The sequence below is a fragment of the Billgrantia montanilacus genome (genome assembly GCF_003336675.1).
GTDB lineage: Bacteria > Pseudomonadota > Gammaproteobacteria > Pseudomonadales > Halomonadaceae > Halomonas > Halomonas montanilacus.
On sequence record NZ_QPII01000001.1, the window covers coordinates 435,986 to 462,367 of the forward strand.

23 protein-coding genes are annotated in these 26,382 nt (G+C 64.2%); 20 read left to right on the forward strand and 3 right to left on the reverse strand.

The window, feature by feature from the left end:
• Positions 1–50: 50 nt before the first annotated feature.
• From DU505_RS01970 to DU505_RS02015, 10 genes are all read left to right on the forward strand, one after another.
• Positions 51–686, forward strand: a complete 636-nt coding sequence (locus DU505_RS01970; RefSeq protein WP_114477307.1) for a tetratricopeptide repeat protein — start codon at positions 51–53, stop codon at positions 684–686.
• Between the two features lie 142 nt (positions 687–828).
• Positions 829–1,491, forward strand: a complete 663-nt coding sequence (locus tag DU505_RS01975) for an NUDIX domain-containing protein (protein WP_114477308.1) — start codon at positions 829–831, stop codon at positions 1,489–1,491.
• 1 nt (position 1,492) lies between these two features.
• Entirely contained in the window at positions 1,493–1,939 is a 447-nt protein-coding gene (locus DU505_RS01980) for a DUF1249 domain-containing protein (protein WP_066445289.1), read from the forward strand.
• A gap of 31 nt (positions 1,940–1,970) precedes the next feature.
• Positions 1,971–2,693: a phosphodiesterase gene (locus DU505_RS01985; RefSeq protein ID WP_114477309.1), complete on the forward strand. Its 723-nt coding sequence runs from the start codon at positions 1,971–1,973 to the stop codon at positions 2,691–2,693.
• Between the two features lie 126 nt (positions 2,694–2,819).
• Positions 2,820–3,794 carry a sulfate adenylyltransferase subunit CysD gene (gene cysD / locus DU505_RS01990; protein WP_114477310.1) on the forward strand — a complete coding sequence of 325 codons (975 nt, stop codon included), beginning with the start codon at positions 2,820–2,822 and terminating at the stop codon, positions 3,792–3,794.
• Positions 3,794–5,236 carry a sulfate adenylyltransferase subunit CysN gene (gene cysN, locus DU505_RS01995; protein ID WP_114477311.1) on the forward strand — a complete coding sequence of 481 codons (1,443 nt, stop codon included), beginning with the start codon at positions 3,794–3,796 and terminating at the stop codon, positions 5,234–5,236. The genes cysD and cysN overlap by 1 nt, the downstream gene beginning before the upstream one ends.
• A gap of 118 nt (positions 5,237–5,354) precedes the next feature.
• Positions 5,355–6,725 carry a chromate efflux transporter gene (gene chrA / locus DU505_RS02000; protein WP_114477312.1) on the forward strand — a complete coding sequence of 457 codons (1,371 nt, stop codon included), beginning with the start codon at positions 5,355–5,357 and terminating at the stop codon, positions 6,723–6,725.
• A gap of 305 nt (positions 6,726–7,030) precedes the next feature.
• The gene (locus tag DU505_RS02005; protein ID WP_245947739.1) at positions 7,031–8,143 is read left to right on the forward strand and encodes an App1 family protein; all 1,113 of its coding nucleotides are present in this window, start codon (positions 7,031–7,033) and stop codon (positions 8,141–8,143) included.
• Between the two features lie 103 nt (positions 8,144–8,246).
• Positions 8,247–8,921, forward strand: coding sequence for a zinc metallopeptidase (locus DU505_RS02010; protein ID WP_114477314.1), 675 nt, complete (start codon positions 8,247–8,249; stop codon positions 8,919–8,921).
• Between the two features lie 131 nt (positions 8,922–9,052).
• Complete coding sequence (locus DU505_RS02015) at positions 9,053–10,372, forward strand: erythromycin esterase family protein (protein WP_114477315.1); 1,320 nt, start codon at positions 9,053–9,055, stop codon at positions 10,370–10,372.
• Here DU505_RS02015 and cmoB read toward each other — a convergent pair.
• Positions 10,369–11,361, reverse strand: a complete 993-nt coding sequence (gene cmoB, locus DU505_RS02020; RefSeq protein WP_114477316.1) for a tRNA 5-methoxyuridine(34)/uridine 5-oxyacetic acid(34) synthase CmoB — start codon at positions 11,359–11,361, stop codon at positions 10,369–10,371. The genes DU505_RS02015 and cmoB overlap by 4 nt on opposite strands.
• Position 11,362: 1 nt before the next feature.
• Positions 11,363–12,106, reverse strand: coding sequence for a carboxy-S-adenosyl-L-methionine synthase CmoA (cmoA, locus tag DU505_RS02025; RefSeq protein WP_114477317.1), 744 nt, complete (start codon positions 12,104–12,106; stop codon positions 11,363–11,365).
• Positions 12,107–12,197: 91 nt separating this feature from the next.
• On the opposite strand from cmoA, the gene pgi reads away from it, so the two are divergent.
• The 6 genes from pgi to DU505_RS02055 all read left to right on the forward strand — a co-directional run bounded on the left by pgi (position 12,198) and on the right by DU505_RS02055 (position 20,634).
• Positions 12,198–13,877: a glucose-6-phosphate isomerase gene (gene pgi / locus DU505_RS02030; protein WP_114477318.1), complete on the forward strand. Its 1,680-nt coding sequence runs from the start codon at positions 12,198–12,200 to the stop codon at positions 13,875–13,877.
• A 50-nt stretch (positions 13,878–13,927) separates the two neighbouring features.
• Positions 13,928–14,572 (forward strand): YqiA/YcfP family alpha/beta fold hydrolase, encoded by a 645-nt coding sequence (locus DU505_RS02035; RefSeq protein ID WP_114477319.1) that lies wholly within the window; start codon positions 13,928–13,930, stop codon positions 14,570–14,572.
• Positions 14,569–16,449: a DNA topoisomerase IV subunit B gene (gene parE / locus DU505_RS02040; protein ID WP_114477320.1), complete on the forward strand. Its 1,881-nt coding sequence runs from the start codon at positions 14,569–14,571 to the stop codon at positions 16,447–16,449. The genes DU505_RS02035 and parE overlap by 4 nt, the downstream gene beginning before the upstream one ends.
• A 238-nt stretch (positions 16,450–16,687) precedes the next feature.
• The gene (gene parC, locus DU505_RS02045) at positions 16,688–18,943 is read left to right on the forward strand and encodes a DNA topoisomerase IV subunit A (protein WP_114477321.1); all 2,256 of its coding nucleotides are present in this window, start codon (positions 16,688–16,690) and stop codon (positions 18,941–18,943) included.
• Between the two features lie 143 nt (positions 18,944–19,086).
• On the forward strand, positions 19,087–20,313 hold the full coding sequence (gene serB / locus DU505_RS02050; RefSeq protein ID WP_114477322.1) for a phosphoserine phosphatase SerB: 1,227 nt from the start codon (positions 19,087–19,089) through the stop codon (positions 20,311–20,313).
• Positions 20,314–20,376: 63 nt separating this feature from the next.
• Positions 20,377–20,634: a TIGR02647 family protein gene (locus tag DU505_RS02055; protein ID WP_114477323.1), complete on the forward strand. Its 258-nt coding sequence runs from the start codon at positions 20,377–20,379 to the stop codon at positions 20,632–20,634.
• 87 nt (positions 20,635–20,721) lie between these two features.
• Here the strand turns inward: DU505_RS02055 and DU505_RS02060 are convergent, their stop codons facing one another.
• Positions 20,722–21,576 carry an SDR family oxidoreductase gene (locus DU505_RS02060; protein WP_114477324.1) on the reverse strand — a complete coding sequence of 285 codons (855 nt, stop codon included), beginning with the start codon at positions 21,574–21,576 and terminating at the stop codon, positions 20,722–20,724.
• 246 nt (positions 21,577–21,822) lie between these two features.
• Here DU505_RS02060 and DU505_RS02065 point away from each other — a divergent pair, with 246 nt between their 5' ends.
• The 4 genes from DU505_RS02065 (at position 21,823) to leuA (ending at position 26,233) form a co-directional block, all read left to right on the forward strand.
• Positions 21,823–22,653, forward strand: a complete 831-nt coding sequence (locus tag DU505_RS02065) for an ion transporter (protein ID WP_114477325.1) — start codon at positions 21,823–21,825, stop codon at positions 22,651–22,653.
• 89 nt (positions 22,654–22,742) lie between these two features.
• The gene (locus tag DU505_RS02070; RefSeq protein ID WP_245947740.1) at positions 22,743–23,786 is read left to right on the forward strand and encodes a M4 family metallopeptidase; all 1,044 of its coding nucleotides are present in this window, start codon (positions 22,743–22,745) and stop codon (positions 23,784–23,786) included.
• Positions 23,783–24,142 carry a protealysin inhibitor emfourin gene (locus DU505_RS02075; protein WP_147273035.1) on the forward strand — a complete coding sequence of 120 codons (360 nt, stop codon included), beginning with the start codon at positions 23,783–23,785 and terminating at the stop codon, positions 24,140–24,142. Before DU505_RS02070 ends, DU505_RS02075 begins: the two co-directional genes overlap by 4 nt.
• Positions 24,143–24,517: 375 nt before the next feature.
• Positions 24,518–26,233 (forward strand): 2-isopropylmalate synthase, encoded by a 1,716-nt coding sequence (gene leuA, locus DU505_RS02080; protein WP_114477328.1) that lies wholly within the window; start codon positions 24,518–24,520, stop codon positions 26,231–26,233.
• The last annotated feature ends 149 nt before the right edge of the window (positions 26,234–26,382 follow it).

Consider the following 26,382-nt stretch of genomic DNA (forward strand, 5'->3'; position numbering starts at 1 on the left):
CATGGACGACCCCGTCGCACCGTTCAAGAATAACCCCAAGGAGACCGGACATGATTCGACACCATCTACTCGCCGTTGCGCTGGGCATCGGCATTGCGCTGGCCCCGATCGGCAGCGCCGTTGCCTGGGAAGGTGACGTGGAAGTGCTGAAGCAGCGCTGGGAGCAGATCAATACACAGCGGGCCGAGGGCGAACGCCGCCGTGCCCTGAAGTCGCTCGCCGACGAGGCCGAGCGCCTGGCAGAGGCCCATCCCGGGGAGGCCCAGCCGCTGATCTGGTATGGCATCATCGAGGCTTCCCATGCCCGTGAGCGCAGCGGTCTGGGCGCCCTTGGCAGTGCGCGCAGCGCCCGCGAAGCCCTTGAAAAGGCCATTGAACTCGATCCGGAAGGGGGTAACGGCTCTGCCTACGTGACACTCGGGGCACTGTATGACCGCGCGCCGGGTCGCCCGATCGGCTTCGGCAACAGCGATACCGCGGAGCAGATGTTCCAGCGTGCGCTTGAGATTCGCCCGGACGGCATCGACGTCAACTTCTACTATGCCGCTTTCCTGGAGGATGAAGGGCGCAACGACGAGGCCCGCGAGCACGCCCAGCGTGCCGTGGGTGGCACGGCGCGCCCGGACAGGGAAGCATCCGACGAGGCGCTGCGGGAAGAGGCCCGAGCGCTGCTGGCGACGTTCTGATCCTTCAAGGCTGCTCCTCTCTTCCTCAATCCTCCTCCTGGACCTGCCCTTCACTGCCGTGCTGGTCGCTCTGACCGCACGGCAGTTGGCATTTCGGGCCCCGGTCATGATAATGGTCGCCATTCGTCGATTGGAGAATGGCATGTCCAATAGCCACGACCAGAACCTCGACTACGACCAGAGCCGCGATATCACGCTTCTCCCCGCTTTTTCGGCGGACGATGTAGAGCTGCGCGAACGGCGCTGCCTCCATCAGGGCTTCTTTCGCCTGGAGGAGGTGCACCTTCGCCATCGGCTCTTCGACGGTGGCTGGAGCGGCGAGGTGGTGCGTGAGGTCCATTGCCGTCATGATGCCGTAGGGGTACTGCTCTACGACGTGGAGCGGGATTGCGTCGTACTGGTGGAACAGTTCCGCGCCGGTGCCTTGGCCGACCCCGTTTCGCCCTGGAAGCTCGAAGTGGTGGCCGGCCTGGTCGAAGCGGGGGAGAGTCGGGCCGAGGTGGCTCGCCGCGAGGCCATGGAGGAGGCAGGTTGCCCCGTCGACGAAGTGATCGAGCTGCACACCTACTACCCGAGCCCGGGTGCCTGCGACGAGCGGGTTACCCTTTACTGCGCCCTCGTGGACTCCGGGGGCCTGGGAGGCGTGCATGGGCTCGACGAAGAGCACGAGGACATTCGCGTTCACGTGCTACCGTTTATTCAGGCTTGGGAACTCCTGCAGGCTGGCCGACTCGACAATGCCATGTGTCTTATCGCCTTATACTGGTTGGCTGCCGAGCGAGCATCTCTGAGAGCAAGGAGGTAGCGTGGCAAGAACCGCCTATGTGACCGATCTGAAGGGCCTGCAGGGTGAATGCAGTGCCAACTACCTGCGCCTGACCCGGCTGCTGGGCGACTTGGGCGCAGGCGAAACCCGACAGCTGGAGCTGACCGGGCAGAACGGCCGCTTCGGCACCCTGCATCTGGAGATCCTCGAGCAGGCGCCCTATACCACCATGGCGCGGGTGACCCAGAGCGGTCTCATGGAAGGGCTCATCGAGCCGCCGCGCATGCGAGTGCATCTCTATCATGACGTGCGCATGGCCGAGGTCACCGATTTTCAGCGCGAACGCCACTTCGACGGCCGCTACCGCTACCCCAACCTGCGTATGTTCCAGCCCGACGAAAAACTGCAGCTCAATCGCTTCCTTGGCGAGTGGCTGGCCCATGGCCTGGCGCACGGCCACCCCGCCGACCTGCCCGAACTGCCTTGAAGAGGGCGTTCTTGATGAGTGAGCTGCCCTGATGCGTATCGTCCAGATCACCGACTGTCACCTCCATGCCGATCCCCGTGCACGCTCCCGGGCCGGCTTCCCCCTGCGCCAACTCGAGGCGGTGGTGAACGCTGCCATCGGTGAGCATCCCGACCTGGTGCTGGTTACCGGCGATATCAGCCAGGACGAGACCGCCGCCTCCTATGAGTTCGCCCATGGGGTGTTGTCGCGGCTGGATTGCCCCTGGTTCTGGCTGGCCGGCAACCACGACCAGCCCCAGTTGATGGAGCCGGTCAAGGCTACCCATCGGGAGGTCGATCTTGACGGTTGGCGCCTGTTGACGGTGGATACCTGCGTACCTGGCCAGGCTCATGGCGAGATCGGGGAAACGCGTCTTGCCGAACTGGTCGAGCGGCTGGGAGCGGACGACCGGCCCACGCTGCTGGCCATGCACCATCCGCCGCTCATCCTGGGCTCGGAATGGCTCGATGCCATCGGGCTAAAGGATCGCGACGTCCTGTGGCTGACGCTGGCCGACTTTCCCCAGGTAAGAATGATCCTCTGCGGTCACATTCACCAGGCGCTGGCCAGCCATCGGCAGGGAGTTGCCATCTACGGTACTCCCTCCACGACAGACCAGTTCCTGCCCGGCTCGGCTGTTTTCGCCATCGATGAGGCCTCGCGTCCAGGCTATCGCATTGTCGACCTGACCGACGGCGAGTGGTTGACCTGGGTGGAGCGTGTCGACCTCTGATGGCGTAGCGTTATTCGTATATCGACTAAAAAGATAGGCAATCATTCTTTTACGTTATTATGGTTCCGGCGTTAACCTGTGTCGCATGATCCTTCTTGCCCTTTGTCATGCGAGGTACCCGGGCCGATGACCAGTCTTCATGCACCCGCGCGCGAGCCGGCCTCCCAGGCTGCCGGGACGGCGCAGGCATCTCTTTCGACCCAGCGCCTGACCCATCTTCAGCAGTTGGAAGCCGAGTCCATCCACATCATTCGTGAGGTGGCCGCCGAGTTTGCCAACCCGGTAATGATGTACTCCATCGGCAAGGACTCCTCGGTGATGCTGCACCTGGCGCGCAAGGCCTTCTATCCCGGCCCGCCGCCGTTTCCGCTGCTCCACGTGGACACCACCTGGAAGTTCCGCGAAATGATCGAATTTCGCGATCGCATGGCGGCAGAGGTGGGCATGGAGCTGCTGGTGCATACCAACGAAGAGGGCCGTGCCGCCGGCATCAACCCCTTCGACCACGGCTCCAGCGGCTATACCGACGTGATGAAGACCGAGGCCCTCAAGCAGGCGCTGAACAAGTATGGCTTCGATGCCGCTTTCGGGGGTGCCCGCCGGGATGAGGAGGCCAGCCGAGCCAAGGAGCGCGTGTTCTCCTTCCGCGACAAGTTCCACCGCTGGGACCCCAAGAACCAGCGCCCGGAGCTTTGGAACCTCTACAACGCCCGCATCAACAAGGGCGAGTCGATTCGCGCCTTTCCGCTCTCCAACTGGACCGAGCTGGACATCTGGCAGTACATCCACCTGGAGCAAATTCCCATCGTGCCGCTCTACTTCAGCGCCCCGCGCCCGGTCGTCGAGCGAGACGGAATGCTGGTGATGGTCGACGACGACCGCATGCCGCTGGCCGAGGGAGAAGTTCCCGAGGAGAAGTGGGTGCGCTTCCGTACCCTGGGCTGCTATCCGCTCACCGGTGCGGTGGAGTCCAAGGCAGCAACCCTTCCCGAGATCATCCAGGAGATGCTGCTGACCCGCACCAGCGAGCGCAGCGGCCGTGCCATCGATCACGACCAGGCCGGCTCCATGGAGAAGAAGAAGCGCGAGGGGTACTTCTAATGTCACACCAGTCCAACCTGATTGCCGAAAACATCGAGCAGTACCTTCACGAGCACGAGAACAAGGACCTGCTGCGTTTCATCACCTGCGGCAGCGTCGACGACGGCAAGTCGACCCTGATCGGCCGGCTGTTGCACGACTCCAAGATGATCTTCGACGATCACCTGGCGGCGATCACCCGGGACTCGAAGAAGAGTGGCACCACCGGCGAAGCGGTGGACCTGGCGCTGCTGGTCGACGGGTTGCAGTCGGAGCGCGAGCAGGGCATCACCATCGATGTGGCCTACCGCTTCTTCTCCACCGACAAGCGCAAGTTCATTATTGCCGATACCCCGGGCCACGAGCAGTACACCCGCAACATGGCCACGGGCGCCTCCAACGCCAGCCTGGCGATCATCCTGATCGATGCCCGCTACGGGGTGCAGACCCAGACCCGGCGCCACAGCTTCATCGCCGACCTGCTGGGTATCAAGCATCTGGTGATCGCGGTCAACAAGATGGACCTGGTGGGCTTCGAGGAGGCGCGCTTCAACGAGATCGTCGCCGACTATCGTCGCTTCGCCGAGCAACTGTCGGCCACCGACATCCGCTTCGTGCCGATCTCGGCGCTGGAAGGCGACAATGTGGTCAACCGCAGCGACCGCTCGCCCTGGTACACCGTCGAGGGCGAGCCCGGCCCGGCCCTGCTGGAGCTGCTGGAAACCGTCGAGGTGTCACGGGACCGCAACGTGGTCGACCTGCGCTTTCCGGTGCAGTACGTCAACCGCCCGAACCTGGATTTCCGCGGTTATGCCGGCACCCTGGAAGCGGGCGTGCTGCGCCCCGGGCTTGCGATCAAGGTGCTACCCTCGGGCAAGACCAGCCGCGTCGAGCGGGTCGTCACTTTCGACGGCGATCTGGAAGCCGCCTGGCCGGGCCAGGCGGTCACCGTCACCCTGGAAGACGAGCTCGATATCTCCCGTGGGGACTGGATCGTCGCCGAGGATGCCGATATCGCCCTGTCGAACCGTTTCGATGCCGATATCGTGTGGATGCACGAGCAGCCCCTGGCGCCGGGCCGTCAGGTGGACATTCGCCTGGCGGGGCGCTCGGTCTCGGGCCAGGTGCGCACCATTCACCATCAGGTGGACGTCAACACCCTGGAGCGGCACGGCACCGATCAGCTCGAGCTCAATGCCATCGCCCGCTGCCGCGTCGAGCTGACCGCTGAGGTGGCCCTGGACCCCTATGCGCAGAGCCCTGGTACCGGTAGCTTCATCGTCATCGACCGGCTGACCAACGTCACCGTGGGGGCGGGGATGATTCGCTCCGTCGTTAAGGACGATGCCAAGCCGAGCGGTGAGGTCGACTGGGCCGCCTTCGAGGCGGATCTCAACGCGCTGGTGCGCAAGCACTTCCCGCACTGGGAGGCGAAGGACGTGCGAGACCTGCTGACACGCTGATCGCGTCATCCTGCTGTCTTTGAGGCCCTGTTAATATTGTCTTCGAAGCCCTGTTGATATACGGGGCTTCTTTTTTTCGGCTGTCGAATCGCTTTTCCGAACCGCACCAGGGACTTTTATGCCGCCCATTGCCGTCCCCCATGATGTTCCCTTCCGCGAGGCGGTGCATGTCTGGCTGCGTATCGCCCTGCTGAGCTTCGGCGGACCCGCGGGCCAGATCGCGGTCATGCATCGTATCCTGGTGGAAGAGAAGAAGTGGATCGGCGAAAACCGTTTCCTGCATGCCTTGAACTACTGCATGCTGCTGCCCGGCCCCGAGGCGCAGCAGCTGGCGATCTATATCGGCTGGCTGATGCATCGCACCCGCGGTGGCCTCCTGGCGGGCACGCTCTTCGTGCTACCGGGGTTCATTGCCATCCTGGCACTCAGTTACCTCTATGCGGCACTGGGCAACGTGGGCCTGGTCGAAGGGCTCTTCTTCGGCCTCAAGGCGGCGGTGCTGGCCATCGTGGTCAACGCCGTGGTGCGGATCGGCAAGCGGGCCTTGAAGAACAATGTGATGCTGGGCATTGCCGCCGCGGCCTTCGTGGCCATCTTCTTTCTGGACATTGCCTTCCCCCTGATCATCGTTACCGCGGCCCTGATCGGCTACTTCGGCGGTCGGGCGGGCTCGCCGCTGTTCCAGGTAGGGGGCGGCCATGGCGCCAACGGGGAGAGGGGGCTTGCCGACAGCGAGTCGTTGCTCGGCGAGCAGTTGCCGGATCATGCCCGCGTCAACCGGGCCTGGTCGCTCAAGGTCTCGGCCATCTTCCTGTCCCTGTGGCTCACCCCGGTGGTGCTGCTCATTGCCGTGCTGGGCTTCGATAGTGTCTTTACCCAGATCGCCACCTTCTTCAGCCAGATGGCCGTGGTCACCTTCGGCGGTGCCTATGCGGTGCTGAGCTACGTGGCCCAGGCGGCGGTTCAGAACTATGGCTGGCTGGCACCGGGGGAGATGCTCGACGGGCTGGGCATGGCCGAGACCACTCCCGGCCCCCTGATCCAGGTGGTGCAGTTCGTCGGCTTCATGGGGGCGTTTCGCGACGCCGGCACCCTGGACCCCTGGGTGGCGGCGACTTTTGCCGCGGTGCTGACCACCTGGGTGACCTTCATGCCCTGCTTCCTGTGGATATTCCTCGGTGCCCCCTACGTGGAGCGGTTGCGCGACAATGCCGCCCTGAGCGGCGCGATGACGGCGATCACCGCGGCCGTGGTGGGTGTGGTGCTCAACCTGGCGGTCTGGTTCGGCATCCATGTGGTGTTCGGCGAAGTGGGGGAGTGGCGTGGGGCGGGCCTGCGGCTGCTGATTCCTGACCTGGTCACCCTGGATCCATTGGCCCTGCTGCTCTCTGCCGGGGCCATGCTGGCGATCTTCCGTTACAAGCTGGGCATACTCAGGGTGCTGGGTGGCTGTGCGCTGCTTGGCATGGTGTTTTCCCTGCTGAGTTAGGGAAACACTGCACAAATGCCTGCGCGAGCGAATCGCTGCGTTGCGCGGTGCTCCCTTCGTCGTCCCGCTGCGTTGTATGGACATACCGTGCCAGGGGCGCCGTCTGGCTTGATCTTGGGACGCAATGCTTCACACTGGCCAGTATGCCTCTCGTTTTATGGGAAGGGGCCAGGCACGCAGTGCAGGCAGGGAAGGATGGGGCTATACGGGCAGGACGACACAGGCAGGACAAGGAGAGCCATCATGCAGGTTGAACAGGCCCAGTCGAGACCATGGCGTGATGCTGTTTCCGGGCACTCCGCCTGATGGCTGATCGCCCCCGGGCACCGCAACGGATCCGGCGCCTGCTACGCGCCATCGCCAGGCCCATGAAGAGCGACCGCGGCCGTGGCGGTCCCGTGGTCCACCCCTACCGTGGATATGGCTCCGCCCGCGAGGCATTCCTGATGGGGCGTGTCTTCCGCCAGACCAGGCTGGGGCGTGTCATTCCTCGCTATGGTGCCCTGCGCGATGTCGCCGATGTGGCGCGGCGCATCGTCAGGCGAGGGCTGCCCGATGTGGAGGTACACGTCACCCTCGGTGGCAACGACATCACCGTGACCACGGATCATGAGGGCTATTTCAACGCGAAGCTCGCCTTGCATGAGCCGCTGCCGCTGGACACTTCCTGGCATCGCGCCGACCTTCACGTCGTGACCCATGACGGGGCGGAGCCCATCCACAGCTTCACCGATGTCTATATTCCTCCGGAAGACACCGACCTGTTGGTGATCAGCGATATCGACGACACGGTGATGTATACCGGTGTGGCCGACAAGCTGCGCATGCTCTACCGGCTGTTCGTCAAGCAGGCCCATCAGCGAACCGCCTTCCCCGGCGTGGCCGCCTTATATCAGGCGCTCTATGTCGGTCAGAGTGAAGAAGCACGCCGTCCGATCCTCTATGTCTCGCGAGGCCCCTGGAGCATCTACGAAATGCTCGAGGAATTCTTCCAGATGAATGACATCCCGGTGGGGCCGATCCTGTTCCTGCGTGAGTGGGGGATCACCTGGCGGAGGCCCTGGCCGCGGCGTGCCGAAGAGCACAAGTACGCCTTGATTACCCGCATGTTGGAGCTGTTCGATGACCTGCCCTGCGTACTGATCGGTGACAGTGGCCAGCATGACCCCGAAGTCTACACTCGGATCGTCAAGGACCATCCTGGCCGGGTGAAGGCCATCTATATTCGCCGCGTTGAAAGCCGAGCCGACCGCGAGCGAGCCATCGACCTGCTGCGCGAGGAGATCGCCCATACCGACTGCGAACTGCAGCTCGCCGCCGATAGCACGGCGATGGCAGTACATGCCCATGACCGGGGCTTCATCTCCGAGAAGGGCTTGCAGGCAGTGCGCCGGGATTCCCGCGAAGAGACGATCTGACGCTGATATTGCCAGTGCTTCCCTCTGCACCGTGAAACCCGCTCTGGTAGGCTTGGTCCAACCCAGAGACGCCGTGATCTGCCCTGCCGGAGTGAGACCCTCGATGATCGTGCTGTTGATTGCCATGCTGCTGGCCATCTTCTTGCTTCCCAATGCCTGGGCCAAGTGGGTGCTGGCACGTCACTCCCGCGGCCGGGACGACTACCCCGGTACCGGCGCCGAGCTGGCCGAACACCTGCTGCGGCGAATGGGCATCGAGGGGGTGCAGGTGGAGCTGACCGAGCAGGGCGATCACTACGATCCCGAGGCGCGCCGGGTGCGGCTATCACGCGACCATTACGAAGGGCGCTCCCTCACCGCCGTGACGGTGGCGGCCCATGAGGTGGGACATGCGATCCAGCATCATCAGGGCTACGCGCCGCTGATCGCCCGAGCCCGCCTGGTGGGCGTGGCGCAGAAGGCCGAGAAGATCGGCGCCCTGCTGATGATGGCGGCTCCCTTCCTGTTCATTCTGACCCGCTTGCCGGGTGGGCTGGCCATCGTGGTGGTGGCCGCGGTGATCAGCTTCGGGACGGCGGCCCTGGTGCACCTGGTCACCCTGCCAGTGGAATTCGACGCCAGCTTCCAGCGCGCCCTGCCGCTGCTCAAGGACTACGTTCCTCCCTACGACATGCCTGGCGCCCGTCATGTGCTGACCGCCTGCGCCTTCACCTACGTGGCGGCATCGCTGGCCAGCATTCTGAACCTGGGGAGGTGGCTCGTCATCCTGCGCCGATAGACCGATGGCTGCGCCTCGCGCTATCGGGCTCGCCAATGTGTTCCTTTGTGGGGCGAGTGGCTTGAGCGGAAGCGGGCGCCGTTTCTACAGTTCAAGGAGTAGTCATAAGCCTTCACGGAGGAGGTGCAACCATGACGACTCCCCAGGATTATGTGCGCGACAATGCCATACCGCTTGCCGGGCGGAGTGACGACTATGATTGCCTGCTCGAGCAGGTGGGTGATCGTTCGCTGGTACTGCTCGGCGAGGCATCGCACGGCACCGCCGAGTACTATCGCATGCGCGCCGAGATCACCCGCCGCCTGGTCCGCGAGAAGGGCTTCGAGGCGGTGGCGGTCGAAGCAGACTGGCCCGACGCGCTGAGGCTGAACCGCTACGCCCGTGGCGACGGCAACGATACCCTCAAGACCGCCTTCGACGACTTTCAGCGCTTTCCACAATGGATGTGGCGCAACACCGAGGTGCGCGATTTCCTTGGTTGGCTCGCGGAGCACAACGCCGGGCGGGATGTAGCCGAGCAGGTGGGGTTCTACGGGCTGGATATCTACAGCCTGCATCGCTCGGCGGAAGCGGTGATCGAGTATCTGGAGGGCATCGACCCCGAACAGGCGCGTATCGCTCGGCAGAAGTATGGCTGCCTCGATCACGGCGGCGACCCGGTGCGCTATGGCCATGATGCCACCTACGGACTTAGCCGGACCTGCGAAGATGCCGCCGTTCGATTGCTCGCGGACCTGCTCGACAAGTCCTCCAGGTATCTCGGTGAGGATGGCAGGCGCTCGGCCGACGAGCAGTTCTTCGCCGAGCAAAACGCCCGAGTAGTGGTCAATGCGGAGCACTACTATCGCGCCATGTTCGGCTCACGGGTGGATACCTGGAATCTGCGCGACGAGCACATGACCGACACCCTTGCCGAACTGTGCGAACACCTGCGTCACCAGGGCGGTCAGGGCAAGGTGGTCGTCTGGGCGCACAACTCCCATCTCGGCGATGCATCGTTCACCGACATGGGCTGGCATCGTGGCCAGCACAACGTCGGCCAACTGGTGCGCCATCGCCTCGGTGCTGACCAGGTGCTGCTGGTGGGCTTCACCACGCATACCGGTTTCGTCTCGGCGGCCAACGACTGGGATGGTCCGGTTGAGCACCGCAAGGTCAGGCCATCCATGGAAGGCAGCGTCGAGCGGCTGTTTCATGACAGTGGGCTGGGCGACTTCTACCTGCCGCTGGGCGAGCGCGCCACGCCCTTGAAGAAACCGCTCTGGGAACGTGCCATCGGCGTGATCTATCGCCCCGAATCGGAGCGCGTGAGTCACTACTTCAAGACATCAGTGGCCGAGCAGTTCGACGCCGTCTTCCATGTCGACGAGACACGCGCCGTTGAGCCGTTCGACAAGGGGGAATTCTGGCGGCCGGAAGAGACGCCGGATACGTATCCTTTTGGCGTTTAACCCGGTCTGTTTGCCATCACCACCGCGCGGCGGGGCGCGGGATAGCCCTCGCGGGTCCTTGACGGGTCCTCGGGGTCGAGGAAATCGGCCAGCGACTGGAAGGTCATCCACTCGGTGGCGCGCTGTTCGTCGAGGGTGGTGACGGCTTCGTCGACGACGCGCACGTTGACGAAGCCGCAGCGTTCGAGCCATTGGCACAGCGCCTTGGAAGAGGGCAGGAAGTAGACGTTGGGCATGGCGGCATAGCGCTCGCCGGGTAGCAGGACGGTGGTCTCGTCGCCCTCCACTACCAGCGTTTCCAGCACCAGTTCCCCGTCGGGGCGCAGCGTGTCCTTCAACTGCAACAGGTGCTCCAACGGTGAGGGTCGGTGATAGAGCACGCCCATGGAGAATACCGTGTCGAAGAAGCCGAGCCCTTCCGGTACCTCCTCGATGCCTACCGGCAGGAAGTGGGTGCGGCCCTCGTCGGCATCTCCGACGAAGTGCCGCAGCGCCTGGAACTGGTAGTAGAAGCGCGGCGATGGGTCGATCACCAGTACGAAGGCGGCCCCCGCGCCGGCCATGCGCCAGGCGTGGTAGCCGCTGCCGCCGCCTACGTCGAGCACCCGCCGGCCGGTCAGAGGGGCCAGGTGAGGTGCTACCCGCTGCCACTTCCAGTCGGAGCGCCACTCTGTGTCGATAGGAATGCCGACCAACGAATAGGGGCCCTTGCGCCACGGCATCAGCTTTCTCAGCAGGTTTTCGCACTGGCGGCGCTGTGAATCGGGGAGGGCGCAGTCGACCGTCACGGTCTCGGCATCCAGGCGCACGTCGCGTGCCTCGGGCAGGGCGGGCAGCTTGGAGACAGCCTTCTCCCAGGCCGGCAGGTCGCCGTAGCGCTGGCGGTCGAGCCCCCGGGCCAGCTGCTGGGGCAGGCGGGCCAGCCAGGTGTCCAGGCCCTGGTCGACGAAGGCGTGATAGAGCGGCCGCTGTTCGACGGGAATCGCCACCTCAGGCCTCCTTGAATGCGATCAGGGAGGCGAAGTTGAGATACTGGAACCAGGTCAGCGAACGCGAGAAGCCGGCCCGGGCGAGACGGTCATGGTGGGCATCGAGGCTGTCCGGTACCAGCACGTTCTCCAGCGCGTTGCGCTTCTGGCTGATCTCCAGGTCGCTATAGCCGTTGGCGCGCTTGAAGTCGTGGTAGCGCTCCACGCGCCAGGCGTTGTCCTGCTCGTCCAGGTCGACCACCTTCTCGGAAAGCACCAGCACTCCGCCGGGCTCCAGTGCCTCATGGAGCCCGGCGATCACAGCGTCCCGGTCCTCGCGGGGCAGGAACTGCAGGGTGAAGTTGAGTACGATCATGCCCGAGGGCCGATAGTCGAGGGTGCGGATGTCCCCCTCGACGACCTCGATGACATGGCCGGGGCATTCTTCCGCCAGGGTCTCGCGGGCCCGCGCCACCATGGCCGGAGAGAGATCCACGGCGGTGAGCCGGAAGGCATCCGGGGGCAGGGTGCCAGCCAGGGCCAGGCTCGCCGCGCCCAGCGAGCATCCCAGATCATAGACATGAGCGCCGTGGCGCAGGTGGCGCTGGGCGATCAGGCCCAGCATCCCCAGGATCTGGCCGTAGCCGGGCACCGAGCGGCGGATCATGTCGGGAAAGCAGGCGACGACCTGTTCATCGAAGGAGAAGCGCGCGACTCGGTCCAGGGGTGTGGAAAAGATCGCGTCACGGTAAGATGCATCACTCATGGGGCATGCCGGAAAGTGCAGGTTGGCCACTATGTTACGCGTGTCGTAGGCTGGCTGCATCAATGGACGACAACGAACAAGGAGGATTCGCATGAGCTATGCCCCTATCGATCGGACGGCCGCTTGGGAAGCGCTGGCGGACCATGCCGGTGAGATGCGCAAGCGCCACTTGAGTGAGCTGTTCGACGATCCGCAGCGTGGCTGGGCCTTTACGCGGAAGGCGGCGGGCCTGACGCTGGATATCTCCAAGCAGCGCTGGTCCGATGAGACCATGGCGTTGCTGCTCGATCTGGCCCGGGAGGCGCACGTTCCCGAAGCCATCGAGGCGCTGCTTTCCGGGGAGCGCGTCAATATCAGCGAGGATCGTCCCGCCCTCCATACGGCGCTGCGCCTGCCACGAGATGCCACGCTGGTGGTGGCGGGGGAGGACCTGGTGCCCGGCGTGCATGCCACGCTGGCAAAGCTGGAAACCATGGTCGAGCGCTTCCACACTCGCCAGTGGCGAGGCGCTACCGGTCATCCGATCCACGATGTGGTCAACCTCGGGGTAGGGGGGTCCGATCTCGGCCCGCTGATGGTGACTCACGCCCTGGCGGACTATCGGCCCGCCGACGCCGCCCATATCGACGTGCACTTCGCCTCGACCATGGATGGCTCCCAACTGGTCGATTACCTGAGCCGCTTCAACCCCGAGACCACCCTGTTCGTGATCTCGTCGAAATCTTTCACCACCATCGATACTCTCTCCAACGCTCGTACCGCCCGGGATTGGCTGCTGACACGGCTGGTGCGCGATGGTGATGGCGGCGTGGACGAATCGATGGTGATGCGCCAGCACTTCATTGGTGTCTCGGCCAAGCCCGAGAAGATGAGCGACTGGGGCATTGCCGAGGCCAACCAGCTCGAATTCTGGGAGTGGGTAGGAGGGCGCTATTCGCTGTGGGGCGCCATCGGCCTGCCCATCGCCCTGGTGGTGGGCATGGCACACTTCCGTGATTTCCTCGCCGGCGCCCATGCCATGGACTGCCACTTTGCCGAGGCGCCTCTCGCCGACAACCTGCCGACGCTGCTGGCCCTGGCGGGCATCTGGAACGTCAACTTCCTCGATATTCGAGCCCACTCGATCCTGCCCTACGATGGGCGGCTGGAGTATTTCGCTGCCTATCTCGAGCAGTTGGAGATGGAGTCCAACGGCAAGTCGGCAACACACGATGGCCGCGAGGTGGCCTATTCGACCTGCCCGGTGCTCTGGGGGCAGCTTGGCCCCAACGCGCAGCACGCCTTCTATCAGCTGCTGCACCAGGGCACTCAGCCGGTGGTCTGCGACTTCATCGCCCCGTTGCGGCGTTACGACGACGTCGCCGAACCGGAGACCCGCGAGCACCTCAAGGCACAACATCGACTTACCCTGGCCAACTGTTTCGCCCAGTCGCGGCTGCTGATGCTGGGTGACGACGCCATCGACGAGTCGGGGGAGCGGCCCGGCCACAAGCGCTACCGGGGCAACCAGCCCTCGACCACGCTGCTGCTCGATCGTCTGACCCCTGCCACCCTGGGAGCACTGATCGCATTATATGAACACAAGGTATTCGTCCAGGCGACGATCTGGGGAATCAACCCCTTCGACCAGTGGGGCGTCGAGCTAGGCAAGCAGATCGCCGGAGAGACCGGGGAGATTCTGGCGAAGCGTGCCGGTGGCGAACATATGGATGCTTCCACCCAGGCCCTGGTCGCGGCAGTCTGGCAGGCGGAAGCGGAAGACGAGGGTTGAGACGAAGATGAGACGAAAGTGAAACTGGTAATGCATACAGGTATTTGGGTATGCTGAGTGCACCGAAGCGTGGATCGAGCGCCAGCGGAGTACTCTACCTCCATGGTTTCAACAGCGGCGTTGGCTCACCCAAGGCGGCGCTGTTGCGCTTGGCCTGCAAGGCGCTGGGGCTGCGCTGCGAGACGCCTCAGCTGCCGCACCGGCCGGCGGCCGCCTACCGGCTCGCCGAGGCACGACTCGGCGAGCTGGGGCCGAATCCGCTGGTGGCCGGCAGCTCCATGGGTGGGTTCCTGGCCACCTGCCTGGCCGAGCGACATGACTTGCCCGCGGTGGTGATCAACCCGGCGGTGCGGCCGGTGCGCCTGGTGACGGGCTGGGTCGATGAGGTCTTCGTCAACACGCATACCGGCGAGCGCTTTGCCATCGAGTCGAGCCATATCGATGAACTGGCGAGCCTGACGCCGCTGTCGGTCTCGCCCGAGCGCTATCTGCTGCTGCTGGGGACGGCCGACGAGAGCCTCGACCCGGCGGACGCCTTCGATCTCTACCGCGGTGCCCGGACAATACTGCACCCCGGTGGCGATCATGCCTTCGGCATGCTGGCAGAGTATCTTCCAGCGATTCTCGCCCACGGTGGCCACCGCCTGGAGCCCGGGCGCATTTCCGATCAGGATCTGGATATGGACGACGCATGACACAGTACAGCGCCAGCTCAATCGAAGTACTCTCCGGCCTCGACCCGGTGCGCAAGCGCCCCGGCATGTATACCGACACCACCCGCCCCAACCACCTGATCCAGGAAGTGATCGACAACAGCGTCGACGAGGCGCTGGAGGGGCATGCCCGAGAAGTGACCGTACGGCTGCTGGAGGATGGCGGCATCGAGGTCAGCGACGACGGCCGCGGCATGCCCATCGACATGCATCCCGAACATGGCGTCACGGGTATCGAGCTGATCCTGACCCGGCTCCATGCCGGCGGCAAGTTCTCCCAGTCCAGCTATCGTTTTTCCGGTGGCCTGCATGGGGTCGGGGTCTCGGTGGTCAATGCCCTGTCGCGCCGCCTTGAAGTCGAGGTGCTGCGCGACGGCAGCCGGCACGCCATGGCCTTCGAGCATGGCGAGAAGGTGTCGGAGCTGGCGGTGACAGGCAGCGTGGCCAAGCGGGTCACGGGTACCATCGTGCGCTTCTGGCCCGACCTCAGCTATTTCGACAGCCCCAGGCTGGCCATGGGCCGGCTCCAGCATCTGCTGCGGGCCAAGGCGGTGCTCTGCCCGGGGCTGAAAGTCACCCTGGTCGAGGCCGACGGTGCCGAGAGCGTCTGGCAGTACGAGGATGGCCTGCGCGACTACCTGGCCCAGGCCACCGATGGCTACGAGGTGCTGCCGGCCTCGCCCCTGATCGGCCATTTTGCCGACGACGAACAGGCGGTGGACTGGGCGATCCAGTGGCTGCCCGAGGGCGGCGAGCCGCTGATGGAGAGCTACGTCAACCTGATTCCCACGCCCCAGGGCGGCACCCACGTCAATGGCCTGCGTTCGGGGCTGCTCGATGCACTGCGCGAGTTCTGCGAATACCGCAGCCTGCTGCCGCGGGGCGTCAAGCTCACCGCCGACGATCTCTGGGAGCGCGTCTCCTACGTGCTGTCGGTGAAGATGCTCGACCCCCAGTTCGCCGGACAGACCAAGGAGCGCCTGTCGTCGCGCACCGTGGCCGCCTTCGTTGCCGGGGTGGTCAAGGATGCCTTCTCGCTGTGGCTCAACCACCACGTCGACCAGGCCGAGGCGCTGGCCGAGCTGGTGATCAACGCCGCCCAGCGGCGCCAGAAGAGCGCCAAGAAGGTGGCGCGCAAGAAGGTCACCTCGGGTCCGGCCCTGCCGGGCAAGCTGGCCGACTGCTCCGGGCAGGACCCGGCCCAGGGCGAGCTCTTTCTGGTGGAGGGGGACTCCGCCGGGGGCAGTGCCAAGCAGGCACGCAACCGCGAGACTCAGGCTATCCTCCCGCTGCGCGGCAAGATCCTCAATACCTGGGAGGTCGAGTCTCACGATATCTACGGCTCTCAGGAGGTTCACGACATCGCCGTAGCGGTGGGGATGGACCCGGGCAGCGACGATCTCTCCAAGCTGCGCTACCACAAGATCTGCATTCTCGCCGATGCCGACTCCGACGGCCTGCATATCGCCACCCTGCTGTGCGCGCTCTTCGTGCGTCACTTCCCCACGCTGGTGGACGCCGGCCATGTCTACGTGGCCATGCCGCCGCTCTATCGCATAGACCTGGGCAAGGAGGTGCACTATGCCCTGGACGAGAGCGAGAAGGCGGCGATCCTGCGGCGCCTGGAGGGCAAGCGTGGCACGGTGAACGTGCAGCGCTTCAAGGGGCTGGGCGAGATGAGCCCGTTGCAGCTGCGCGAGACCACCATGGCAGTGGAGACCCGGCGGCTGGTGCAGCTCACCCGCGAAGTCGGCGATGGCACCATGGAGATGATGGACATGCTGCTGGCGAAGAAACGTGCCGGCGATCGCAAGAGTTGGCTCGAAGACTACGGCAACCTGGCCGACATCGAAGTTTGAGTGAACGAGCCTTTCTGCGCTCAAAGCGGCTCCTAAACGGAAGATGTTGCGTTGCCGACATGAGCGGCGCCGGGAACAGGTCTAAGCGGAGGTCCTTTTCCAGGGAAGGAAAAGGTAGCGCCCAGGGATGGGTTCACAGCGCCTCCGCGAAGGCCTGTTGCCGGTCAAGCCGCGGTTTGAGGCCGGCGAGATTGCCAGACTCTTGGAGGCGTAACCCGATGAAGAAAGAGGTCGATCAATGACCATGGATATTCAGGTGGCGGAGGGCGACGTCGAACGCCTCTCGCTGCGCGAATACACCGAGAAGGCGTACCTCGACTACTCGATGTACGTGATCCTCGACCGGGCGCTGCCGCATATCGGCGACGGCATGAAGCCGGTGCAGCGGCGCATCATCTACGCCATGCGCGAGCTGGCGCTGGGTGCCAACGCCAAGTACAAGAAGTCGGCGCGCACCGTCGGCGATGTGCTGGGCAAGTTCCATCCCCACGGTGACAGCGCCTGCTACGAGGCAATGGTGCTGATGGCGCAGCCATTCAGCTACCGCTACCCGCTGGTGGACGGCCAGGGCAACTGGGGTAGCCCCGACGATCCCAAGTCCTTTGCCGCCATGCGCTACACCGAGGCGCGGCTGTCGAAGTTCGCCGAGGTGCTGCTCGCCGAACTGGGCCAGGGCACCGTGGACTGGACGCCCAACTTCGACGGCACCATGAACGAACCGGTGGTGCTGCCGGCGCGGTTGCCCCACGTGCTGCTCAACGGCGGTACCGGCATCGCCGTAGGCATGGCCACCGATATACCGCCGCACAACGTCAGCGAAGTCGTCGAGGCCACCTGCCACCTGCTGCGTAATCCGGATGCCACCACGGCGGATCTGGTCGAGTTCCTGCCGGCCCCCGATTTCCCCTCCAAGGCCGAGATCATCACGCCACGTGCCGACCTGCGCAAACTCTACGAGTGCGGCCGTGGCTCGGTGAAACTGCGGGCACGCTACGTCCTGGAGGAGGGAAAGGTCGTGGTCACCGCGCTGCCCTACCAGGTCAGCGGCTCCAAGATCCTGGAGCAGATCGCCGCCCAGATGAACGCCAAGAAGCTGCCCATGGTAGCCGACCTGCGCGACGAGTCGACCCACGAGGATCCGACACGGCTGGTGATCGAGCCGCGCTCCAATCGGGTCGATATCGAGGCATTGATGGCGCACCTGTTCGCCACCACCGATCTCGAGAAGAACATCCGCGTCAATCTCAACGTCATCGGACTGGACGGCCGTCCGCGGGTGATGCCGCTGCCCGACATGCTCGGCGAGTGGCTGCGCTTTCGCCGCGCGACGGTACGCCGGCGCCTGGAGCATCGACTGGGCAAGGTGGAGGACCGGCTGCACATCCTCGAGGGCCTGCTGGCGGCCTACCTCAACCTCGACGAGGTGATCCGCATCATCCGCGAGGAGGATGAGCCCAAGGCCGAGCTGATGCGCGCCTTCGCACTCACCGATCGCCAGGCCGAAGCGATACTCGAGCTGCGCCTGCGCCACCTGGCCAAGCTCGAGGAGATGAAGATCCGTGGCGAGCAGGATGCCCTGGAGGAGGAGCGCAAGCGCCTGCAGGAACTGCTCGGTAACGAAGCCGCCCTGACTGACCTGATCGAGGAGGAGATCCGCGAGGCGGGGCGTGAGCACGGCGATGCGCGGCGTGCGCCGATCGTCGAGCGCGAGGAATCCCGGGCGCTGTCCGAGGTCGAGCTGATGGGGGCCGACCCCATCACCGTGGTGCTCTCCGAGAAGGGCTGGATTCGTGCCGCCAAGGGCCACGACATCGATCCCGAAGGGCTCTCCTACAAGTCTGGCGACCGCTTCGCGCTGGTGGCCCGAGGCAAGACGAATCAGCCGCTGGTACTGCTCGACGACACCGGGCGTGCCTATACCCTGGCGGCCCACAACCTGCCCAGCGCCAGGAGCCAAGGCGAGCCGGTGACCGGGCGAGCGAACGTGGTGGCGGGGGCCCACATGGCCGGGGTGATGCTGGCCCCGCCATCCACTCGTTATCTGCTTGTCTCCGATGGCGGCTACGGCTTTGTGGCGCGTCTCGAGGATCTGACCGGCAAGAACAAGTCGGGCAAGTCGGTGCTCTCGGTGCCCAAGGGCTGCCGTGTGATGGCACCGGTTCAGGTGCCGGAGGGGCAGGGTAGCTACGTGGCGGCGGTATCCAACGAGGGCCGCCTGCTGCTCTTCCCGCTCGACCAGCTGCCCGAGATGGCCAAGGGCAAGGGCAACAAGATGATCGATATCCCCGGCGCCCGCGCCGCTCGACGCGAGGAACTGGTGCGCGATATCACCGTGCTGCCCGAAGGGGCCGCGCTGGTGATCCATTCCGGCAAGCGCAAGTTGACGCTCAAGGCCGCCGAACTGGATTACTATCGTGGTGAGCGTGGCCGGCGTGGCAGCAAGCTGCCCCGCGGCCTGCAGAAGGTCGATAGGCTGGAAAGCTCGTCAGACTAAAGCCATAACCTGACGGCCAGGGGCAGGTCGAAGAGGAGGTCATTTGCCATGGATGGCAAATGTAGCGCCCAGGGATGGGTTCACAGCGCCTCCTCGGAGACCTGGCGCCGAAAGCCGTCCTATCAGCGTATCCTGAGGCATGCATGACACGACGACTGCTGATTCGCGCCACCGGCGCGGCACGACCCGGCCAGCTGGCCGGCCTGGGCCAGGCCATGGCGCGCAGCGGCGCGCGGCTGCTCGACATCAACCAGAGCGTGACCTTCGGCATGGTCTCGCTGGAGGCGCTGGTCGGGCTCGACCGGGAGAGCGACCTGGAGAGCGCCCTGAGTGCCGCCGGTGACACCCTGGGTCTCGAGATCCAGGCGATCCAGGTCAGCGCCGAGGATTACCAGCGCTGGAGCGTTCAGGCCAGCGAACCGCGGCTGATCCTGACCCTGCTGGCACCGCACCTGCCTGCCGGCATTCTCGCCGAAGTCGGCGCACTCACCGCCGAGCATGGCTTGACCGTGGAGCTGATCCATCGTCTCTCCGGCCGTGAGCCGTTGGATGGTGGCGTACCCCGGGATCACCACACCCAGGGCGCCTGCGTCGAGTGCTGGCTGCGCGGCGAGGAAGTGGATCTCGACGCGCTGCGCGAGAAGGCGCTGGCGCTGGGTGCCATGCATGGCGTCGACATCGCCATCCAGGAGGATTCCATCTGGCGCCGGCATCGCCGCCTGGTCTGCTTCGACATGGACTCGACCCTGATCCAGGCCGAAGTGATCGACGAGCTGGCGCGCCGCCATGGTGTCTACGACGAAGTGGCCGAGATCACCGAGCGCGCTATGCGCGGGGAACTGGACTTTCAGCAGAGCTTCCGTGAACGCATGGCGAAGCTCAAGGGCCTCGACGAGACCGTGCTCGCCGAGATCGCCGAATCCCTGCCGATGATGGATGGCGTCGAGCGGTTGATGTACCACCTCAAGCGGCTGGGTTATCGCACGGTGATCCTGTCCGGTGGTTTCACGTACTTCGCACGCCACCTGCAGCAGAAGCTCGGCTTCGACGAGGTGCATGCCAATGAGCTGCTGATCGAGAACGGCAGGGTGACCGGCGAGGTTCGCGAGCCGATACTCGATGCCAACCGCAAGGCCGATCTGCTGCGCGAAATTGCCGCGCGCGAAGGCCTGACACTGGAGCAGACCATCGCCGTGGGCGACGGTGCCAACGACCTGAAGATGCTTGCCACCGCGGGGCTGGGCATCGCCTTTCGCGCCAAGCCTCTGGTGCGCAGCCAGGCACGACAGTCGATCTCGACCCTGGGCATCGATGCCGTGCTCTACCTGATGGGCTATCGGCAGGTGGACCTGGAAGACGAGGGACGCTGAAGCGCTGGTTCCAGGAGGCTTTCTGGCTTACCTTCGAAGAACCCCACCAGACCGGAGGTCGCCATGCCCCAACCGCGTTTCACTACCGAGCAACTCGAAGAGCTCAATATTCTCTGTCTCTACAACCTGGATACGACCCAGGAGGGGATCAAGGTTCACTCCAATGCTGCGCCCGAGGCCATTGCCGCCGCAGGGCGTCTCTACACCAAGGGCCTGGTGACCCAGGCCGATGGCGGCTACATGACCCCGCTGGGAAGGGAAGCGGCCCAGCATGCCCAGGATCTGCTGGGCCTGCTTGCTCCCGCCGACCTCACTACCTGACGGCCCACCGCCGAACATCTGTCGCCTCGCACCCGACCGGGAACAGCCCGGCCGGGTTCGGCGTGGTTTCCAGGGCTGAGACAGGCGTCAGGTATTGAGCACGACCCCGCCATTGAGGTGCAATGTCTGGCCGCTCATGTAGGAGGACTCCTCGCAGGCCAGGTAGACATAGGCGGGGCCCATCTCGGAGGGCTGACCGGCACGGTCCATCGGTACCTGTCCGCCGAACTTGGCCACCTTTTCCTCGGGGAAACTCGCCGGGATCAACGGTGTCCAAACCGGGCCTGGCGCCACGGCGTTGACCCGGATGCCCTTGTCGGCAAGTGATACCGCCAGCGAACGCACCAATCCCTGAATGGCGCCCTTGGTGGCGGTATAGTCGATAAGGGTGTCATTGCCCTTGAAGGCGTTGATCGATGAGGTGCAGATGATCACGTCGCCCTCGTGCATGTGGGGAAGCGCTGCCTGGGTCAGGTAGAAGTGGCTGAAGACGTTGGTCTGGAAGGTGCGCTGCAGCTGTTCCGGCGGGATATCAGTAATGTCATCCCAGTCGTACTGCTCGGCCGAGTTGTGTACCAGGATATTGACCTTGCCGAATTCCGCCATGGTCCTGTCGATGATGTCATGGCAGAAATCCGGCTCGCCCACATCGCCTTTCAGTACCAGACAGCGGCGGCCTTCGGCTTCGATCAGGGCTCGGGTTTCCCGTGCATCCGTGCCCTCTTCCAGGTGCACGATAACGCTATCGGCGCCTTCGCGGGCATAGTGCACGGCAACGGCGCGACCGATACCGCTGTCGCCACCGGTGATGATTGCCACCTTGTCCTTGAGCTTGTCGGCGCCGCGGTAACTCTGGCGAATGTATTCGGGTCTGGGCTCCATGAGATGTTCATCGCCCGGCTGGGATGACTGCTCCTGGGGAGGCTGTTTCTGTTCGCTCATGTGCGGGACTCCTTTTCCGTTCGCACGAACCAGTACTAGGAACGTAGGCGAGTCCGGCCGGCTCTCACAAGGAAATGGCGTAAATAATCGTTTCGTTATAGTAATTTGCGGTCAGTTGCGGAGGGTGGCGGCGGGCGATATGACCGGCGGCCAAAAATGACCGCCCGTATACGCAGTCCGCTGCATGGTAAGATCGCGCCGCAGTATCTTCTTCAAGACCCAGTCTGGCATGAGATTGACACACCCATGAGCGCTTCCTTTGCTACCTGGCGCATCCGCTTCGAACAGCTGCGCGCCAACAAGTTTTTTGAACTCACGGTGATCACCATCATCGTGCTCTCGGCACTACTGATCGGCGCCCGCACCTACGAGGAAGTCTCCCGTTTCCAGCAGGCACTGCTGGTGATGGACGTGGCCGTTACGGTATTTTTCCTGGTGGAGATACTGATCCGCATGGCGGCGGAGAAGCGTCTTCGCGACTTCTTCAGGAACGGCTGGAATGTCTTCGATTTCCTGATCGTCACCGCCAGCCTGATCCCCATGGATGACTCGGAAATGGTGCTGCTGGCCCGCCTCCTGCGCATCTTCCGGGTGATGCGCCTGGTTTCGATGATTCCCGAACTGCGCATGTTGATGGCAGCGCTGTTCAAGTCGATCCCACGCATGGGATACGTGGTGCTGCTGATGTTCATCATCTTCTATATCTATGGGGCTATCGGCAGCTTCCTGTTTCATGATGTGGACGAGCGGCTCTGGGGCAATATCTCGCTGGCGATGCTTACCCTGTTCCAGGTGGCCACCTTCGAGAGCTGGGCAACGGCGGTGCTCTACCCGACCATGGAGCACTACCCCTATGCCTGGATATTCTTCCTGACCTTCATCTTTCTCAATGCATTCATCTTTCTCAACATGATGATCGGCATCGTGCTGGACGTGATGCAGAAGGAGAGCTTGGCGATCGAGCTGGAGAGTGGCACGGGCGAGGCAGCCGAGTTGCACGGCCTGCGCGACGACGTGCGCGAGCTGCGCAATCAGCTGTCGCGGATGGAGGCGATGCTGGAGCGGAGGGAGGGATGAGCACCTAATATAGAAGGAACGGGATCGTCCGCAACCAGGCCAAGCCTCGATGAACGTGGGCCGGGCCCGAAGGGAATCAGGAGAAAAGCGTGACCGCTTCGAACTTACCGATGGCAAGACCGTTTCTACCCCCCTATCTGCTCGAGCGTGTCGCCACTGGCGGCAGCGCGAGATTGCGCGAGTGCGCACGCCATACGCTGCTCGTCGATAGCCGGTTTCGCGCCCGCGCCGGGGCGGTGACGCTGCCGCCGGGCAGCGAGCGTCGGGGCGAGCCGGCCCGCTATGTTCATTCGGCCGAGCAGCAGCAGGTGCTGCCGGGCAAGTTGGTGCGCCGTGAAGGGCAGGGCGAGAGCGGTGATTCGGCCATCGATGAGGCCTATCACGGCCTGGGTGCCACCTATCGCCTGTTCTGGGAGGTCTATCGTCGTCACTCCCTCGATGACCAGGGCATGGCATTGCTGGCAACCGTGCATTATGGCAAGGAGTACGAGAACGCCTTCTGGGACGGTAACCAGATGGTCTTCGGTGACGGCGATGGGGAGCTCTTCAATCGCTTCACTATCGCCGTCGATATTATCGCCCACGAATTGACCCACGGCGTCATCCAGCACGAGGCGGCGCTGGAGTATGCCTATCAGGCCGGGGCCCTCAACGAGTCGCTTTCGGACGTCTTCGGCACCCTTGTCAAACAGTATCAAGGGGAACAGCGAGTCGAGCAGGCCGATTGGTTGGTCGGCGAGGGCCTGTTCACGGACCGAGTCGCCGGCCGAGCCCTTCGCTCCATGGCCGAGCCCGGAACGGCCTACGACGATCCCCTGCTTGGCAGCGATCCTCAGCCCGGGCACATGAATGACCTGGTCGAGACCCATGAGGACAACGGCGGGGTGCATATCAACTCGGGAATCCCCAATCGCGCCTTCCATCTGGCGGCCATGGCTCTGGGCGGTCATGCCTGGGAACGTGCGGGATGGGTCTGGTACGACACCCTGGTCGACCAACGGCTGGGCCGCAACAGCGATTTCGCCACCTTTGCCGGGCTGACACAGGATAACGCCGCCAGGCGGTTCGGCGCGACGAGCGAGGTCGCCGAGGCGGTGCTTGCAGCCTGGCGCACCGTGGGCGTATTGCCTTGATAAGGGGCCAGGCGGAAGAGCCGCCCGCGCTGAGGCCAGGGCTTGTGCTGCGCCTTAGCCGCGAGGGTGGCCTCGCCCATTTTCCCGGACTAGCGCGTCCCCGCTGCGTCCATTGCACTGGTTGCAGCGAGGAGCAGCTTGGCGAACTGCAGTCCCTGTTGCTGGCGTTGCCTGGAGCATCCGTCGCGGAGGCCGGCAACGACCGTCGCCGGTTCTGCGTGGCGCTGGTGGGCGAAGGGGGCGAGGTCCTCTGGTCCCAGGTAGTCGCCGAGGAGTCGGCGCCGCAGGCGCTTCTGGCGTGGTGGCGCAGGGCCGAAATCGCGCCATTGCAGAAGAAGACGGACGGTCAAGCTTGACAAGCAGGCGCCAGACTGATTTTCTAGAGGCATGAAACTGTCATTTCGCCGCCTCAGCCTGGACCTACGACTACTAACCGGCCTTTGAACGCGCCGGGCGATGCCGTGCATCGCTATTTCTTGTCCAGGTCAGTCGAGGTACCGAAATGTCATACTTCCCCGTCTCCATTCGTAGCAGCCGTTGTTCCGACGCGATCGTATCTGGTCGCGCCCAGCGGTGCGCCAGTGATTTCAGCGCCCCGGCATGCCTAGTGCAGCCGGGGCGCTTCCGTTTCTGCGCCATATCGCGTAGCCGGACTCCCCCTATTCCCGACACCACCTCAATGCCGCCCCGTATCCAGAACCCCAAAGCGCCTACCCAGGGAGAAAGCCGCCATGATGCTCGATAACCCCGCCGCCAAGTACCGTCCCTTCGTCGCCGTCGATCTGCCCGATCGCCAGTGGCCGAGCAAACGCATCGAGACACCGCCGCTGTGGTGCAGTGTTGACCTGCGTGATGGCAACCAGGCGCTGATCGATCCCATGGATCATGAGCGCAAGCAACGTTTCTTCGACCTCCTGGTGAAGATTGGCTTCAAGGAGATCGAGGTCGGCTTTCCTTCGGCATCCCAGACCGATTTCGATTTCGTCCGTGCCCTGGTCGAGCAGGACAAGGTGCCCGATGACGTGAGCATCCAGGTGTTGACCCAGGCGCGCCCGCACCTGATCGACCGTACCTTCGAGTCCCTGAAGGGTGCCAAGAACGCCATCGTCCACGTCTACAACGCGACCGACCCGGTTTTTCGCCGCGACGTGTTCGGTGTCAGCAAGGAGGAGTGCATCGGCATCGCCGTGGACGCCACCACGCAGATCCGGCAGCGCATGAGCGAAGCATCCGAAACCAACTGGACCTTCCAGTACTCGCCGGAGCTGTTCACCACCACCGAGATGGACTTTGCCAAGGAGGTGGTGGAGGCGGTGATGGAGGCCTACGGCGCAACCCCCGAGAAGCCGATGATCGTCAACCTGCCGGCCACCGTGGAGGCCGCCACGCCCAACAACTACGCCGACCAGGTGGAGTGGTTCTGTCGCAACGTGACACACCGCGACAGCCTGATCGTCAGCGTCCACCCGCACAACGACCGGGGTACCGGCGTGGCGGCGGCCGAGCTGACCGTAATGGCTGGCGCCGACCGGGTCGAAGGTACCCTGTTCGGCAACGGCGAGCGCACCGGCAATGTCGACATCGTGACGCTCGCCATGAACCTCTACACCCAGGGTGTTCATCCCGGCCTCGATTTCTCCAACATCACGCCGATCATGCGCGAGGTGGAGTACTGCAATCAGCTGCCGGTACATCCGCGCCACCCCTATGTGGGCGATCTGGTCTTCACCGCCTTCTCCGGCTCCCACCAGGATGCGATCAAGAAAGGCATGGCGGTGCGTCGTGCCGACCCCGAGGCGGTCTGGGAGGTTCCCTACCTGCCCATCGATCCCCTCGACGTGGGACGCAGCTACGAGGCGGTGATCCGCGTCAACAGCCAGTCGGGTAAGGGCGGCATCTCTTATCTGCTCGAGCAGGAGCACGGCATCGAGCTGCCGCGCCGGCTCTCCATCGAATTCAGCCACGTCGTCCAGGAGGTCGCCGACCGTACGGCCAAGGAGATCACTTCCCAGATGATCTACCAGGCCTTCGCCGACGAGTACCTCGAGAAGCGCGACCCCATGGCCCTGGTCAATCACCGGCTCTCCTCCGATTCGGACAGCCCCAGGGTTCATCTGGAAGCTCAGGTCGAGCAGCAGGGCGAGCGATTGACCATACACGGCGAAGGAAACGGCCCGCTGGCGGCCTTCGTTCGCGCGTTGGCGGCGGAAGGCAATGACGTGGAAATCATTGACTACCACGAGCACTCCCGCGGCCAGGGTGCCGACGCGGAGGCGATCGCCTATGTGGAGGTGCGTATCGAGGGCGAGGCGGTGTTCGGCGTCGGTATCGACGAGAGCATCACGACCGCGTCCATGAAGGCGGTGATCAGCGCCATCAACCGGTACGCCTCCACCCAGCCGCCGGCCGCCAACGTGACCGCAGCGACTCTGGAGGAAGTGAAGTAAGAACAACCGATCGCTCTAGGTGATCGATGCGTCGCGGCTTTTCGGCGACGGGTCTAGGCGGAGGCGCTGTGAACCCATCCCTGGGCGCTACATCCTTCATCCCTGAAGGATGACCTCCGCTTCGACCCGTCCCCGGCGCCGCTAGTGCC